Below are 14818 nucleotides of genomic sequence, written 5' to 3'. Positions count from 1 at the left end.
TGATGCGCTTGTGGCCGGCGCGCCTTTCGCGCGCCGACGAGACCGTAACACTTTGATTTTGCGTATGATCCTTTCAGAATGTTTTGGATCGCGCCAGGAAGAAACAGGTTTTTCGAAACGTTTATCGAATAGGCAACGCTCAACGCCTGGCGCCTGTCAGTAGCGGAAAATCCCTCCGGCACAGCGCGCATCGCGCCCGAGCCCAGGGAGGCAGAAACGTGTCCGCCAACGCCTATATCAACCGGATCGCGACGGCGGTGCCGCAGCACGACGTGCACCAGTTCTACCTGCGCTATGCAGCCTCGATGCTGGCCTCCGATCGCAGGAGAATATTCGAACGCATGGCCGGCCTCGCCGGCATCGAGCACCGCTTTTCCTGCTTCGCGCCCGCCCTCGAACCCGAAGGGCCGTCGGCCGATTTCGCCGGGACCTTCAGGCGCGGCGCGTTTCCCGGAACCGCCGTGAGAATGGCGATGTTCAGCGAAGCCGCCCCCGTTCTGGCGCAAAGCAGCGTCGACGGGCTGCATCTTGGCGATGAGGCGTCGCGCATCACCCACCTCATCGTCACTACCTGCACCGGTTTCTCCGCGCCCGGCATCGACCTCGACCTGGTTCAGCGCTGCGGCCTGCCGGCGGGCATCGAGCGCACGATAGTCGGGTTCATGGGCTGCTATGCGGCGGTCAGCGGCCTCAAGCTTGCCCGCCACATCGTCCGCTCCGATCCGCAGGCCAGGATCCTGCTGGTCAATATCGAAATATGCACTTTGCACATCAGGGAGACCGACGAGTTGGAAAAGCTGCTCTCTTTCTGCCTTTGGGGCGATGGCTGCGCGGCGACGCTCGTGACCGCCGAGCCGCCCGGCATCGCGCTCGACTCCTTCTGTTGCGCCGTCGCCGACGAGCAGCGGGACCTGATGACCTGGGATATCCGCGACCACGGCTTCGACATGTTTCTTTCCGGCAAGGTCCCGGGGGCGGTCCAGGAAGTGTTGCGAAGCAGCCAGGACGCCATCCTTGGTGGCCGGCCGCCGGAGGCGATCGACCTCTGGGCCGTGCATCCCGGCGGGCGCAGCATTCTCGACGCCGTCGAAAGGGCGCTCGATCTCGAACCGGCCGCGCTCGAGCCGTCGCGCGAGGTGCTGCGCGGCTACGGCAACATGTCGTCTGCGACGGTCATGTTCGTGATGGAGAAGATGCTGAAGAAGCCCGGCGGACTGCTGGGCTGCGGCATGTCTTTCGGACCCGGCCTGACGGCCGAGACCATGCTGTTCAGGACCGTCTCATGACCGCGCTCGCGCAGCGCAGCCTTATCCCGGAAATCCTGGATAGGCTCGCCGCCGACGATCCACGGGCGCGCGCTTCACGCCGTGACCTCCGCCGCATCAACGCGCTGATGCTCCAGGCGCGGATCATGGCGTCATTGCTGAGGAAATTCGTGCCGAAGCCGCCGGGCCGCATCCTGGAGGTCGGCGCCGGCGACGGCACCTTCATGCTGGCCGTGGCCCGGCGCATGGTCAAGCAGTGGCCGCGGGTGGAACTGACGCTGCTCGACCGTGTCGACGTTCTCACCGCCGAACTCTCGGTGGATTTCGACCGTCTGGGGTGGACGGTTGCAGGCATCACCGCCGACGTCTTCGACTGGGCGGAACGGGCCGGCGGCAGCCGCTACGACGCGATCACCGTCAACCTCTTCCTGCATCATTTCGATGACGCCGGGCTGCTGCGTCTGTTCTCACTGCTGGCGCCCAAAGCGCCTTTGCTCCTGGCAACCGAACCGCTGAGATCGAAGCCGGCGCTCGTCGCTGCCGGCCTTCTGCCGGCGATCGGCGTCAACGACGTCACCCGGCACGATGCGGCCCAGAGCGTACGCGCCGGCTTTCGCGGCAACGAGCTCTCCGCTCTCTGGCTTAAGGTCAACGGCATGCCGCTCGAGGAACGGCGTGCCGGTCCGTTTTCCCACGTCTTCGTCGGCGCCGGTAGCGTTTCCGATCCGGACCCATGACACGTCTGTCGACCCATGATGCGATCATCATCGGCGCCGGGCCGGCGGGTACATCCGTTGCGCTGACGCTTGCCCGGCGCGGATGGGCGGTAGCGATCGTGGAAAAGCGGCTGTTCCCGCGCCGCAAGGTCTGCGGCGAATACATCTCGGCAAGCAATCTCGCGCTTCTCGACCGGCTGGAGATAGGCGACGCCTGGCGCGCCAGTGCAGGCCCGCAAATCCGCCGCGTCGGCTTCTTCTCCGGCAATACCCGCGTTGAGGCGGCAATGCCTCCGGCAAGAGCAGGGCGCAGTGCAGATGACGGCTTCGGCCGGGCGCTGGGCCGGGACGTGCTCGACGCTCTGCTCTTGCAGGCGGCGTGCTCGGCGGGCGCCGAAATCTTCCAGCCCTTTTGGCCCGTCGCCATCGACCGGGATGGCGACATGCAGACGGTACGTATTCAAGCCAGTAATGTCAGCGACGAACACACGATGTTGCGGGCGCCGGTGATCGTCGCGGCGCACGGTTCCTGGGAACCGGGCCCCCTGCCAAGCCAACTCGCAAAGTCCAGCCGCCCGTCGGACCTGCTCGGCTTCAAAGCGCATTTCATCGGATCGTCGCTCGCAACTGATCTGATGCCGCTGTTGGTATTTCCTGGCGGCTATGGCGGCATGGTCTTCGCCGACCATGGCCGGCTGTCGATCTCCTGCTGCATCAGGCGCGACGTGCTCGCGCGGCTGCGCGGCAACCATCCCCCCGAACAGGATGGTCCCAAGGAGAATGGCCACCTATCTGCGGCCGATGCGGTCTGCCGCCACCTCATGTCATCCTGCCGGGGCGTGAGCGATGTCCTGGAGGGAGCCCGCCTCGACGGTCCATGGCTTGCGGCCGGACCGATCCGGCCCGGCATCCGCGCCTGCTACGAGCACGATATCTTCCGGGTCGGCAATGCGGCCGGGGAATCGCATCCCATCATCGCCGAAGGCATCTCGATGGCGCTTCAGTCCGGCTGGCTGCTGGCTTCGGAGCTCGGCGGGGCGCCAACGGGCCAGGCGGACCGCGAAGCGGTCGGCAGACGCTACGAGGCCGCCTGGAGAGGATTGTTCTCGACCCGAGTCTACACAGCCGCGGGCATCGCCCGGCTTGCATTTTGCCCCGGCGGTCCAGCCTTGATGAGGGTGGCTGTCCGGAATCTTCCGCAAGCGCTGACATTGGGCGCGCATCTGAGCGGCAAGACAAGGCGAGTTCCCGGATTTGGCTGACTGGCCAGTTTTTCGGATGGCCGGAGCTTCCTGTCGCCACGCCGCATTTTAACCCTAATCCGCCTCTAGCCGGCTGAAGACGTTGCGGTTCCGGTCTTCACGTTTTCTTGACACAGGCCGGAAAAACGGGCAGCAAGGCAAGTGAGGGAGAGCATTTTTACCATAGCGGAGACTGTGGAGGGCTCTTTTTTCGTGTCGACCGCAGTGCAATCGGCGGTCGCTGGAGGGATTGGTTAACCATCTTTGTCCATCTTTTGAATCAATCGGCAACAGACGCGTGAAGGTGCAGGGGGCACCAGGCGAACTGTGATCGTGACGGGTGCCAGGTCCGCGAACCGGCATGCCGATTGAGAGTGGTTGTATGGCGTCTTTGCGTTTGAAAAGCCGGGGTAATGCTCCTGAAGAGGGAGTAACTTCGAAGAAATCTGGTGGCCATCTTTGGGTTGCGGTGCCTGCTGTCGGCGCCGCCCTCGCTCTATGGTCCGTGGCGACCATGGCTGGCCTCTATTCGGTGGGCACCTCGCTCACCGCCGCCTCCAACCGATTGCCGCCGAGCCTGCTTGCGCCGGGCAGCATCGCGCTCGCCGATCCGCGCCGCGCGACTGCCAGTTCCTGGATGCTGCAGCTTCCGGTTGGCGCCCCGCATCGGCAGGCGCTGCTCGGGCGCTGCGATGCGGGCTGCGTGCGCCAGGCCTCGAGCTTCGCCGCTGCCGGCAATGCCGGCAAGATGGCCCGCCTCGCATCCGCCCACCCCGATAGCGTCGCACCGAAGATGGCCGCGCCGGAAACCGTGGCGCACACAGCCTCGACCGACCGCTTCGACAGCGTCGTCGCCAGGGCAAAGCTGTCGCCGCAAAAGCTGGCGGAGGCCTTCGCCCGCGCGCAGGACAAGCCGGCCCTGCTGGCCAGCCTGCCGGCCGATGCCCGCTTCGCCGAATCGGTTCGCCTGCCCGACCAGCAGGGCCCGGCATCGGTGCGCTTCGGGCCGCAGGTGGCGGAAATCGAACGCTCGTCGCGACTGGCCCTGGCGCTCGCCAATGCAATGCCGGAGGTCGACATGCTGGCGCCGCCGCCATCGGTGGCTATGGCCGGGCCTGACGCTGGGCAGGAGCCGCCCGAAGTTCAGCTCGCCTCGCTGCCGCCGCAAGACGAGATGCCGGACGCAGTTCCGCTGCCAACCGGCCGGCCGCAGGCCGAGATCGATCAGCCGGCCCCCAAGGCCTTGGCTCCCAAGGGCCAGGCCAGCAGGACTGATGCGCCAGGGACCGAGATGCCACAGGCGGCAAGGACCGGCAAGGCCCAGTCGGCCAAGGCCGCCGATGTGCCGCCGTCCGGGAAGGCGTCGATCCTGTCGCCGCGCAGCTCGGAGCAGGCGGCCGTGCCGACCCTGCCGGGCGTGCAGGCCAGCCAGGGCAAGCCGGCCAAGCCGGGCAAGCGGTCGAAGGCCCAGGACGCGGAGATGCTCGCCTACGCCAAGCCCGACATGCCGGAGCGCGGCGCGGGCGGCGTGTTCGGCAACCTGTTCAGCAACAGGCCAAGCGTGGGCAACGGCGTCGCCGTCTATGACATCTCGACAGCGACGGTCTACATGCCCGATGGTTCCAAGCTGGAGGCGCATTCGGGGAAGGGCGCCATGGCCGACCAGCCGCGCTTCGCCAACCGCAAGAATTCCGGCCCGACGCCGCCCGACACCTACAATCTGTCGATGCGTGAATCGCGCTTCCACGGCGTCGAGGCGATCCGGCTGACGCCGACCAGCGGCAGGAACAAATATAACCGCAACGGTCTGCTCGCCCATACCTATCTGCTGCGCGGCTCCCCAGCCCAATCCAGCGGCTGCGTGGCCTTCAAGGATTATGGCCGCTTCCTCTCTGCCTTCAAGAAGGGGAAGATCAAGCGCCTGGTCGTTGTGCCGCGCCTGAACGGGTCGCCCACCCAGGTCGCCCAGGAAGGCCGCCAGGGCTGACCCGCCCGCCACTATGCCGGCAGCAGCTAGTTGCCGGTAGGCTGCCTTTAATCTCTTAACGGTTTGCGGTCTTTACCGCCGTTGACGCGCGGCGCGGTCGACGCACGCGCTTGATGTCTTCGCCACGTCTCTTGCAACAGCGGCAGTGACCGGTTCCATCGAATTGCGGATGAGGAAAGGGAGAACTCCCCCTCCCAGAAAGCATATATGGCGCAGCCCGGGCTTGCGGCAAGCCCCCGGCAATGCCGTATGTACGCTGCCCTTGACCTCAGTTTAGGAAAGGGAGTTTGCATGCGGATTTTACTGTCGACCTATGGCTCGCGTGGCGATGTCGAACCGGTGGTGGCGCTCGGCGCGCGGCTGCAGGACGTCGGCGCCGAGGTGCGGGTAAGTGCCCCCGGCGATGAGGAGTTCGCCGCTCTGTGTGCCCGCGCCGGCGTCCCACTGGCGCCGGCCTTTTCGCCGGTGCGCGAATGGGCCAAGGAGATGATCCGGCGCAGGAGATCGGCATCGCCCGAGGGCGTGGCAGCGCTCGTCTCCGGCCAGGCGGCCGAGATCGTCGCCAGGCAGTATGATGCGCTGGCGGCAGCCGCAGAAGGCTGCGACGCGGTGGTGGCTTTCGGCCTGTTTCCGTCCTGCGCCGCCGCGCGGTTGGTCGCGGAGCAGCGGGGCATGCGCTACATGCTTGGCACGTTCTGCCCCATCTGGCTGCCTTCGGCGCACAACCGGCCGCATGAATATCCGGGCCATCCTCTTCCAGCCGGGGTAACCGACAACCGGCTGCTGTGGCAGACGGACATCCTGACCAAGAACGCACTGTTCGGCGGTGCGATCAACAGCCACCGCGCCTCGCTCGGATTGCCGCCGGTGGCGAATGTCCGCGACTATGTCTACGGCGATCCCGTCCTGCTCGCCTGCGACGCGACGTTGGGGCCGTGGCAGCCGTCGGACCTGATCGACGCCGTCCAGACCGGCGCCTTGATCCTGCCGGACGAACGACCGCTGCCCGACGGGCTGGAGGCGTTCCTCGAAGCCGGCTCTCCGCCGGTCTATGTCGGCTTTGGCTCCATAGCGGTCGCCAGCGAATCTGCCCGCGCGGCCATCGAGGCGGTCAGGGCTCACGGTCGCCGTACTGTGCTCGCGCATGGCTGGGCCGAGCTCGGCCTGATCGACGATCGCGACGACTGCTTCGCCGTTGGCGACGTCAACCAGCAGGCACTGTTTGGCCGGATGGCCGCCGTCATCCATCACGGCGGCGCCGGCACGACCGTCGCCGCTGCCCGGGCAGGAGCGCCTCAGCTCGTGGTGCCGCAGATCGGCGACCAGCCCTATTGGGCTCGGCGGGTGGCCGAACTTGGCATAGGGGCGGCGCATGACGGCCCTATACCGACCACGGCGACATTGTCGGCAGCCCTTGCGACGGCGCTCGCGCCGGAAACCCGCGCCCGGGCGGTCGTGCTCGCCGGCTCGATCCGCGGCGACGGAGCGGCGGTGGCCGCCAGGCTGCTGCTCGCTGACCTAGGCCGGGGCGGGAGCTGACCTCATTGCTTCAGCTCCGCCAGCGCCCTTTCGAGCGGCGCTGGAGAGATCTGGATCGGGCCGGAGAAGGGTATGTCCATGTCCATGATCAGATAGAGCGCGGCGGCGACCAGGGCCGCCGACACGACGAAGGTGGCGACGACCGTTGCGTTGCATGGCGCCCTGAAGCCGAAGCTGGCGAAGATCAGCACCAGCCAGGCGACAAGAAGCGCGATCAGCGCTCCAGGGATCGCGCCTTCCGACTGTTCGGCCAGCACCCAGCGCAATTCGATCACCTTTTGCAGCTGCTGGCGGGCATCCCGCAGCATGTCTGCATGCCTGTCGTCGGGCGGCGTCAGCACGCTCAGCTGGTCGCCCACATTGTTGAGCAGCAGCTCAGACAGCCGGTTGGCGACGATCGGCGATTGCTGGCTTGGCGAGGTGGCGTCGACCACGCGCTGCACATAGGCGATCAGCGGCTGGCGCGCGGCTTGCGTCTCGGGGCCGTATTGCCTCAGCGACCGGTCGAGCAGGATCAGCTCGGTCGCATAGGCGTGCAGATTGTGGTCGATGGCTTCGAATGTGTTCTTGGCCGAATTGATCATCAGGCCGAGCACCAGCGAGGTCATCACCACGAACAGGTTGGCGGCGAGCCGCACGATCGCGCTGGTATCGTCCTGGCGGTGATGCGGCGGAAAGCGACCATGGATCAGCAGGCTGGTGAGCGACGCTCCGGCCAGGCAGACAAAGATCGCGACCCCAAGCAACGCTTCGCGCATGGCCGATATTGTAACCGAGACGCGGCGTTTGCCAAAGGGTTGCCGGGTCGGGTTGATTCAGAGTCGGAGGAGGGGCGCCTATTGTGCTGGTTTGGAAGGGTTTTCGAGGCCAGAACTTTACGCTGGAGGGGCGGCAAGGCTCGCCTCGGTTCGCGTTCCGCGCAGCGCCTCCTCGCGCCCTTGGGACAGAACATCACCATCGAAAACGTTTCCATTCGCGCCTGGGCGGACTATGTATGACCGGGGCGGGTCGGTTCCGGTTTCACCACGAGGATGTCATGACAATACGCGCTGTCGTCTGGGGCGAGAATATCCATGAGCGCACCAATGAGGTGGTCGCGTCGATCTATCCCGAGGGGATGCACACCACCATCGCCAACGCGCTGAAAGCCGCCCCCGGCATCCAGGCTTCGACCGCGACGCTGGAGCAGCCCGAGCACGGTTTGCCCGAAACGCGGCTGGCCGAGACCGACGTGCTGGTCTGGTGGGGCCACAAGGACCATGGCGCCGTCGCCGACGAAGTGGTCGAGCGCGTGGCGCGCCGCGTCTTCGAAGGCATGGGGCTCATCGTCCTCCACTCCGGCCATTTCTCGAAGATCTTCAAGCGGCTGATGGGCACGCCCTGCACGCTGAAATGGCGTGAGGCCGGCGAGCGCGAGCGGCTCTGGGTGACGAGTCCCAGCCACCCGATCGCCGAAGGCGTCGGCGAATTCTTCGAGCTGGAGAACGAGGAGATGTATGGCGAGCAGTTCGCCGTGCCGGAGCCGCTGGAGACGGTGTTCATCTCCTGGTTCCAGGGTGGCGAGGTGTTCCGTTCCGGGCTTACCTACCGGCGCGGCGCCGGCAGCATCTTCTACTTCAGGCCGGGCCACGAGACCTATCCGACCTATCACGACGCCACCGTTCACAAGGTGCTGCGCAATGCGGTGAAGTGGGCGCATAACCCGCAAGGGGCAAAGCCCGCCATACTCGACGCGCCGAATGTGCCGGTCGACAAGGCGCTTGAGTCGATCGTCGAGCGCGGCGGCAAGTTGCACGCGGCGGGCGAAGCCGGCTTCCGCTAAAGCAATTCCAGGAAACGTGCGCACGGTTTTCCGTCCGGAATTGCGCGCGCAACAGGCAACAGAAAGCGTTCCGGAAAAGGCAGCGTTTTTTCCTTCTGGGATTGCGTAAGAATCGCGCTTAGACCACAGTCGCCCATATTATTGAATCGAACCAATCCGCTCGGAGGAGCAAAAATGCGGCTTTTGATACTCGGTACCGGCTGGATGGCGCAGGAACATGCCCGCCGTTTCAGCGCCATCGATGGCGTCGACATCGTCGGCGCCGTCGATGTCGATCCGGCCCGGGTCGGCGAATTCGCCGACAGCTTCAAGATCCCCACCCGCTTCACTTCGCTGGAGGAGGCGCTGAAATGGGGCGAATTCGATGCCGTCGCCAATGTCACGCCGGACCGCATCCACCACCCGACCACCATGGCGCTGATCGCCGCGGGCAAGCCGGTGCTGTGCGAGAAGCCGCTGGCCGAGAACTTCGGCAAGGCAAGCGAGATGGCGGATGCGGCTGAAGCCGCCGGCATCGTCAACATGGTGAACCTCACCTACCGCAATGTCGCCCCCTTGCAGAAGGCGCGCGCCATGGTGCAGGCCGGCGAGATCGGCACGGTGCGCCATGTCGAGGCGTCCTACCTGCAGAGCTGGCTGGTGTCGAAATTCTGGGGCGACTGGCGCACCGATCCGAAATGGCTGTGGCGCCTGTCGCGCGGCCACGGCTCGAACGGCGTGCTGGGCGATGTCGGCATCCACATCCTCGATTTCGCCAGCTATGGCGCGGCGCTCGACATCGACCATGTCTTCTGCCGCCTGCGCGCCTTCGACAAGGCGCCGGGCAATCGCATCGGCGAATACGGGCTCGACGCCAATGACAGCTTCGCCATGACGCTCGATTTCTCCAACGGCGCCTTCGGCGTGGTGCACGCGAGCCGCTGGGCGAGCGGGCATCTGAACGAGCTGAGGCTGCGCATCTACGGCGACAAGGGCGGCATCGAGGTGGTGCACAATCTCGACGGCTCGCTGCTCAAGGCCTGCGTCGGCGACAATGTCGAGAACGCCAGATGGGAGGTGCTCGACGCCGGCACGGTGCCGACCAACTACCAGCGCTTCGTCGATGCGGTGAAGAGCGGCGTCCAGCCCGAGCCGACCTTCCGCCACGCCGCCGAATTGCAGAAGGTGCTGGATCTCTCGGTGGTATCCGACGAGAAGCGCGCCGAACTGAGAGCGCACGCGGACACGCAGTGAGGGTGGTACTGCCGGCCACAGCCGGCAGGAAAGTCGAAACATTCGTGCCTGGGATCGTTGCGGGCGTCGTCCCTTGTCGCAAGGACCGGTCAGCGTTTCCAGAAATCGCGGTGCGGCGCGATCAATTCGTCGGCGATTTCGGGGAAGGGGCCAAAGACCTCGATCTTCTTCTGGCCGGAATCGAGCACGGTGCGCGAAGAAAGGCTCATCGTCGGGTTCTCCGCATGATCCCCGGTGAGCGCCAGGAGCTCGCTCTCCTCGAAGCCGTAGACCAGCCGGCCGATGTTCGCCCAATAGAGCGTGCCCGTGCACATCGCGCAGGGCTCGCCGGTTGAGACCAGCGTGCATTGCCAGAGGAACTCGGGCTCGTAGGTCCGGCAGCGCGGCGGGCGAGCTCGGTCTCGGCATGGCGCACGGTGTTGAGATTGCCCTGCCGCATCAGCACGCGATCATCGGGCCCGACCAGCACGCAGCCGAACGGATGATGCCCATGCGCTGCCGCCTCGCGCGCGACAGCGTCGGCGGATCGCAGATGGGCAAACATTTGATCGCGGGTCATGGCAATACCCCATCATGCCGACATCCAGCCGATGAGCGGCTGTTGCGCCGAGATTGCTGCCGAGGGATATGATTAGCAAGCGCTAATTGTCGCCAGCCAGGCCTCACAAGGGCCGCCGCGCTCCGTGGCACGTGAGGCGCAAGCGTCCTTCCGCCGCGCCGCCGAACTCAATAAGGTGCCGATCTGCGCTGTCCCGGACAAGGCGGGGGCGGAGCTGAAAGGAGCGGTCATGATCACCCGTCGCGCGGAATGTTCCTGCGGCCAGCTTTCAGCCGTCTGCTCGGGCGAGATCGTTCGCATTTCCGTTTGCCACTGCCTGGACTGCAAACGGCGCACCGGCAGCGCCTTCAGCTACAATGTCCGCTTCAAGGAAGGTGACGTATCGATCCAGGGACGGGCTGCGGATTTCACCCGCATCGGCGAGGAGGGCGGCCGCGTCAGCTACAGCTTCTGCCCTGATTGCGGCACCACCGTCCACTACCGGATCGACACCCAGCCCGGCGTGATCGCGATTCCGGTGGGCGCCTTCGCCGACCCGTCCTTCCCGCCGCCGTTCCAGTCCTTCTATCACGACAGCCGGCGCTGCGAGTGGGTGGAGATTAGCGCCGAGCCTCTGGCGAAAATCGGCTGACTTCTTGCGAGCGTTCTTCGCGCTCCTATCGCCCTGCCCGATAAATCGTCACCGCCGCCGCCACCAGCGCCGCATTGCCGGCCGCGATGCCGCCGTCCGGCAATTCCTTCCCATCCTCCAGCCCGACGCGGGTCGAAAGCTTCCGCGCTGCCGCCCGCTCGACGAACGGCCACACCGTCGCATTCTCGCCATGCAGCAGGATCGAGCGTCGGATGCCGGCGCGCTCCAGCACCTTCTCGATGCCGTCGGCGACGGCGAAAGCCTCGTCCAGTGCCTGCTCGGAAATCTCGATCAACACGCGCAGCACGCGTCCGCCATGGTCGAGACTGATCAGCCGCTCGGCGTCGGCGATAGAGGCCAGGCCCGCCTCGATGCCGATGCCGCGCTGGCGCAGGCTTTCCATCACGACAGGCGCCGCCGTCTCGCTGAGATTGACCGAGGCATAGTCCGGCAGCTCATGCCAGCCGGCGATGGCGACCAGCGTGCGCAGGTCGCCCTTCTCGATCCAGGCGCCGGTGGAAACGCCGATCAGCGTGCCCGGACAGGCGCGGCGCAGCGCCAGCACGGTGCGGTCCATTGCTGCCGGCGCGAGGCTCTCCAGTCGGTCGGCGCCGCGCGCGTGGACATGCAGGTCGGCAGCACCCGCCGCAACCGAAGCCGCGCCGTCGCGCGCCATGGCGTCGGCGTCGAGCGGCAGTGCGGGATGGAAATCGGCGGAACGGGCGCCATTGATGCAGGCCTGGACGATCATGGCTGGCAATCCGGTTGCAATGCCAGTCTAGCGCAGGGCGGGGTCAGCGGGAACGGCAGTAATGAAAGCGCTACAGGGTGATCCCGGCGGCGCCGCGACTTTTCGCGCCCCCAGCCCCGCCGAGCCTTACCTGCTCCTTCCGTAACCTCTCCTTCATCCGCGCCAACGCCGGCGCGCCATCCGCCGCGAATTCCCTGGCAATTCGAGCCAGGCTCTCGTCCGCCTTGCGATATTTGCTGCCCCAGGCGCCGAGCGTCGCCAGCACCGGCAGCAGGTCGATGCCGGCCTCCGTCAGCCGGTAGATCGCCTTCAGCCCGTGCGTCGGGTCTTCGCTGCGGGTGAGGATGCCTTCGTCCTGCAACGTCTGCAGCCGCTCGGCGAGCGTGCGCGACGAGATGCCCTCGTCAGATTGCAGGAACTCGCGAAAATGCTTTTTCCCGGCGAAGACCAGGTCGCGGATGATGAGCAGCGTCCAGCGGTCGCCTAGCAGTTCGAGCGAGAGGCTGATCGGACAGCCGGACCTTTCCCTGGTCGACATTGATTTGCTTCCATTTGTAAATCACTTTACAATTGACATCATTCGTTCCTTCGCGTCAACTGGTTCCAAAAGTAAACCGTATGTGAGCAACGCGAAGAGGACCGCGCAATGAAAAAGCTGATCCTGCAAATGCAGATGTCGGTCGACGGCTTCGTCGGCGCCGATGAGGACCATCGCTGGCAGCTTTGGGAATGGGGCGACGACAGCGACTGGGACGATGCGCTGAAGCAGGACTTCAACGCTGTGTTCGAAACCGTCGACACCATCCTGCTCAGCCGCAAGATGGCCGAGGAGGGCTATCTCACCCACTGGGGCAATGCGGCGAGGAAATTCCCGAAGGACCGTTTCTACGCCTTCGCCCAGCGCATCGTCGAAGCGCAGAAAGTGGTGTTGAGCGACAGGCTGAGGACTTCGCGATGGGAGCGCACGCGGGTCGCCAGCGGCGACCTGCCGCGCGAGGTCAATGCGTTGAAGGTGGGCGAGGGTGGCAACATCGCCGTCTTCGGCGGCGCCGGCTTCGCCTCGGCGCTGATCGCCGCCAGGCTGGTCGACGAGTTCCAGTTCTTCATCAACCCGGCGGTGCTGGGCAGCGGCCGCCGCATATTCGATCAGGGCGGCTTCGCCAGGCTGAAGCTAATCGGCTCGAAGGCCTATGCCTGCGGCATGGTGGTGAACCGCTACGCGCCGGCCGGCCGAGCGACCTGAATCAGGCCGGCAGCGCGCCGTCGCAACGGCTTGTTCGCCCGCCGCTTTCCCGCATCGTCGTTGGCCGCGGCCGTGAAGCACCGGGCCTCGTGCGACGTCAGCCCGATGAGCACGCGCCCGGCATAGGCGGCGGGCTCGTCCCTGACTGTATCAAACACCGCCCAGCTATGATGGGGCGGCTCCTGCACCGCTACAAACCTCATTCGAGCCCCCGCTCTCAGAAGAAGATGCTAATATAGCAGGAACTTTCCGGCGACCCTGTGACGGAGGCCACACAGGCAGACTGTTCACCGATATTTTTTTGGCCGGAGGAAAGTCCGCCGGTCCGTGGCCTGCACTGCGCCCGCCTTCAATGTCCCGCCTGATCGGCGTCCGTCAACGTGCCGAGGAACGTGACGATGTCGTCGATCTCGGCGTCGGTCAGCGCCGCCCTGTCGCCTGGTTTCCTGCCGTTGAAAGGCGGATCCGTATTGAGGTTTCCCCGGTAAGCCTTTGGCAGGTCGTCATATTGGTTGATCGTGCCGTCGGCGCCCTTTGGATACCAGCGGCCCGGATCCGTGTCGCGGCTGGCGTAGAAGGCGACGGCATCGCGCAACGTGTGGAAATACCCGTTGTGGAAGAAGCTCTTTCGCAACGCCACGTTGCGCAGCGTCGGCGTCTTGAACAGGCCGCAATATTCAGCGTGCCCCTTGATGTCGGTGCGCAGCGGGCCGCACAGGCCGAGATCGACATAGGCCGGATCGGCATTGGCCGGGATCGCTGCGTTGCGCGGCACGGCAATGGCGATCAGCCCATAATCGGTGAACTGCGGCGGCTCGCCATTGTTGCTGGGCCGGCTCAGATGGCAGCTGGCGCAATTGCCCTTGGCTTCGTCCTCGAACACGGCGCGGCCGCGCAGTTCCTGCGCCGAGAGTGTCGCCTTGCCGGCAAGGAAAGCGTCGTAGCGGCTGGAATAGGGGTAGAAATCTGCGCTGCTCTGCTCGAACGTGCCGAGCGCTTCGGCGGCGGCATCGAAGGCGTCGCCCGGCCGCTCGAACACGCCGTCGCCGAACGCCGCCTGGAACTCCTGCGCATAGGCCGCCTTGCGCAACGCCGCCACAACCGCGCCCTCATCCTTGTTGGCCATCTCGAAGGGCGAGAGCAGGGGGATCTTCGCCTGCTCCTGGCCGCGATCGGCGCGGCCGTCCCAGGTCAGTCCGCCGGTCGGACCGTTGTCGACGCTCTCGTCGCCCTCATCCTCGGAATCGTAAAAGTGCTCGGTGAAGGCGGGCGCCGCCTGCAGGTAGCGCAGCGATGGCACCGCGCGCAGGCCCGGCCGGTCGAGATTGGGCCCGCCCATCTCGACCGGTGCCGCCGAGGCCGGCCCGAAGGCGTGGTTGGGATCATGGCAGGAGGAGCAGGCCTGCTTGCCCGAGGCCGACAGCGACGGATCGAAGAACATTTTCCGGCCGAGCGCCGTCAGCGCCTGCGCTCGCGCGAAAGCCTCCGCGCGCGACAGCGGGCCGGGATGGGTGCTGCCCGCGGTGGTCGCCGGTAAGGCGAAGCCGAACATCGCCGCCGTGGCGATCGCGATTGTCAGGCCTTTCCATCGTCTTGTCGGCATAGGCATGGTCCGGTTTGCGCCGGGGCTAGGTGCCCAGTGCAACGGATTGATGACCGGTCGCGAAGCTCAGCAACCGTGTTCGCGGGGAGAATGTCACAAAAGTGACAGTGGCGCTCGATCTGACGCGCTGAGGGCGTGAAGGAAGGAAGCCCGTTACGCCGCTTCCCCTGCAGAACAGATGAATCAATCCGGCAGGATGCGCAGCTATCGGATTGTTTTGCCTAGAGT

At 65.7% G+C, this 14818-nt stretch carries 14 protein-coding genes; 9 read left to right on the top strand and 5 right to left on the bottom strand.

Annotated features, from left to right (window positions below; translation table 11 throughout):
- Positions 1-218: 218 nt before the first annotated feature.
- The 5 genes from PU724_RS04870 (at position 219) to PU724_RS04850 (ending at position 6748) form a co-directional block, all read left to right on the top strand.
- Positions 219-1286 (top strand): type III polyketide synthase, encoded by a 1068-nt coding sequence (locus PU724_RS04870; RefSeq protein WP_354420588.1) that lies wholly within the window; start codon positions 219-221, stop codon positions 1284-1286.
- Positions 1283-2002, top strand: a complete 720-nt coding sequence (locus tag PU724_RS04865) for a methyltransferase domain-containing protein (RefSeq protein ID WP_354420586.1) — start codon at positions 1283-1285, stop codon at positions 2000-2002. The genes PU724_RS04870 and PU724_RS04865 overlap by 4 nt, the downstream gene beginning before the upstream one ends.
- Positions 1999-3243, top strand: a complete 1245-nt coding sequence (locus PU724_RS04860) for an NAD(P)/FAD-dependent oxidoreductase (RefSeq protein WP_354420584.1) — start codon at positions 1999-2001, stop codon at positions 3241-3243. Before PU724_RS04865 ends, PU724_RS04860 begins: the two co-directional genes overlap by 4 nt.
- A gap of 493 nt (positions 3244-3736) precedes the next feature.
- Positions 3737-5209 carry a tlde1 domain-containing protein gene (locus PU724_RS04855; protein ID WP_354420582.1) on the top strand — a complete coding sequence of 491 codons (1473 nt, stop codon included), beginning with the start codon at positions 3737-3739 and terminating at the stop codon, positions 5207-5209.
- Between the two features lie 291 nt (positions 5210-5500).
- On the top strand, positions 5501-6748 hold the full coding sequence (locus PU724_RS04850) for a glycosyltransferase (protein WP_354420580.1): 1248 nt from the start codon (positions 5501-5503) through the stop codon (positions 6746-6748).
- Positions 6749-6750: 2 nt separating this feature from the next.
- Here the strand turns inward: PU724_RS04850 and PU724_RS04845 are convergent, their stop codons facing one another.
- Entirely contained in the window at positions 6751-7506 is a 756-nt protein-coding gene (locus PU724_RS04845; RefSeq protein WP_354420578.1) for a bestrophin-like domain, read from the bottom strand.
- A 278-nt stretch (positions 7507-7784) separates the two neighbouring features.
- Between PU724_RS04845 and PU724_RS04840 the strand changes: the two genes are divergently transcribed.
- Positions 7785-8570 (top strand): ThuA domain-containing protein, encoded by a 786-nt coding sequence (locus tag PU724_RS04840; RefSeq protein ID WP_354420576.1) that lies wholly within the window; start codon positions 7785-7787, stop codon positions 8568-8570.
- 174 nt (positions 8571-8744) lie between these two features.
- Complete coding sequence (locus PU724_RS04835) at positions 8745-9803, top strand: Gfo/Idh/MocA family protein (protein WP_354420574.1); 1059 nt, start codon at positions 8745-8747, stop codon at positions 9801-9803.
- An 89-nt stretch (positions 9804-9892) separates the two neighbouring features.
- Here PU724_RS04835 and PU724_RS04830 read toward each other — a convergent pair whose 3' ends face one another.
- Complete coding sequence (locus tag PU724_RS04830; RefSeq protein WP_426213048.1) at positions 9893-10117, bottom strand: tRNA-specific adenosine deaminase; 225 nt, start codon at positions 10115-10117, stop codon at positions 9893-9895.
- A 369-nt stretch (positions 10118-10486) separates the two neighbouring features.
- Here PU724_RS04830 and PU724_RS04825 point away from each other — a divergent pair, with 369 nt between their 5' ends.
- Positions 10487-10993 carry a GFA family protein gene (locus tag PU724_RS04825; protein WP_354420572.1) on the top strand — a complete coding sequence of 169 codons (507 nt, stop codon included), beginning with the start codon at positions 10487-10489 and terminating at the stop codon, positions 10991-10993.
- Positions 10994-11018: 25 nt separating this feature from the next.
- Here the strand turns inward: PU724_RS04825 and PU724_RS04820 are convergent, their stop codons facing one another.
- Both PU724_RS04820 and PU724_RS04815 read right to left on the bottom strand, forming a co-directional pair.
- Complete coding sequence (locus tag PU724_RS04820; RefSeq protein ID WP_354420571.1) at positions 11019-11744, bottom strand: 3-keto-5-aminohexanoate cleavage protein; 726 nt, start codon at positions 11742-11744, stop codon at positions 11019-11021.
- Between the two features lie 70 nt (positions 11745-11814).
- Positions 11815-12282, bottom strand: coding sequence for a winged helix-turn-helix transcriptional regulator (locus PU724_RS04815; protein ID WP_127391951.1), 468 nt, complete (start codon positions 12280-12282; stop codon positions 11815-11817).
- A gap of 108 nt (positions 12283-12390) precedes the next feature.
- Between PU724_RS04815 and PU724_RS04810 the strand changes: the two genes are divergently transcribed.
- The gene (locus tag PU724_RS04810) at positions 12391-12987 is read left to right on the top strand and encodes a dihydrofolate reductase family protein (protein WP_354420570.1); all 597 of its coding nucleotides are present in this window, start codon (positions 12391-12393) and stop codon (positions 12985-12987) included.
- Positions 12988-13336: 349 nt separating this feature from the next.
- On the opposite strand, the gene PU724_RS04805 is transcribed toward PU724_RS04810, so the two are convergent.
- Positions 13337-14590, bottom strand: coding sequence for a cytochrome-c peroxidase (locus tag PU724_RS04805; RefSeq protein ID WP_426213047.1), 1254 nt, complete (start codon positions 14588-14590; stop codon positions 13337-13339).
- Positions 14591-14818: the final 228 nt, after the last annotated feature.

Source organism: Mesorhizobium abyssinicae (assembly GCF_049887195.1).
In the GTDB taxonomy this organism is placed as follows: Bacteria; Pseudomonadota; Alphaproteobacteria; order Rhizobiales; family Rhizobiaceae; genus Mesorhizobium; species Mesorhizobium abyssinicae.
The sequence above is the reverse complement of the archived record's forward strand: the minus strand, read 5'-3'. Positions and strand labels throughout refer to the sequence as shown.

Coding starts and splice junctions, on each gene's coding strand:
- PU724_RS04865 (WP_354420586.1), top strand. CDS start 1,283: ATGACCGCGCTCGCGCAGCGCAGCCTTATCCCGGAAATCCTGGATAGG.
- PU724_RS04860 (WP_354420584.1), top strand. CDS start 1,999: ATGACACGTCTGTCGACCCATGATGCGATCATCATCGGCGCCGGGCCG.
- PU724_RS04855 (WP_354420582.1), top strand. CDS start 3,737: ATGGCTGGCCTCTATTCGGTGGGCACCTCGCTCACCGCCGCCTCCAAC.
- PU724_RS04850 (WP_354420580.1), top strand. CDS start 5,501: ATGCGGATTTTACTGTCGACCTATGGCTCGCGTGGCGATGTCGAACCG.
- PU724_RS04845 (WP_354420578.1), bottom strand. CDS start 7,506: ATGCGCGAAGCGTTGCTTGGGGTCGCGATCTTTGTCTGCCTGGCCGGA.
- PU724_RS04840 (WP_354420576.1), top strand. CDS start 7,785: ATGACAATACGCGCTGTCGTCTGGGGCGAGAATATCCATGAGCGCACC.
- PU724_RS04835 (WP_354420574.1), top strand. CDS start 8,745: ATGCGGCTTTTGATACTCGGTACCGGCTGGATGGCGCAGGAACATGCC.
- PU724_RS04830 (WP_426213048.1), bottom strand. CDS start 10,117: ATGTGCACGGGCACGCTCTATTGGGCGAACATCGGCCGGCTGGTCTAC.
- PU724_RS04820 (WP_354420571.1), bottom strand. CDS start 11,744: ATGATCGTCCAGGCCTGCATCAATGGCGCCCGTTCCGCCGATTTCCAT.
- PU724_RS04815 (WP_127391951.1), bottom strand. CDS start 12,282: ATGTCGACCAGGGAAAGGTCCGGCTGTCCGATCAGCCTCTCGCTCGAA.
- PU724_RS04810 (WP_354420570.1), top strand. CDS start 12,391: ATGAAAAAGCTGATCCTGCAAATGCAGATGTCGGTCGACGGCTTCGTC.
- PU724_RS04805 (WP_426213047.1), bottom strand. CDS start 14,590: ATGCCGACAAGACGATGGAAAGGCCTGACAATCGCGATCGCCACGGCG.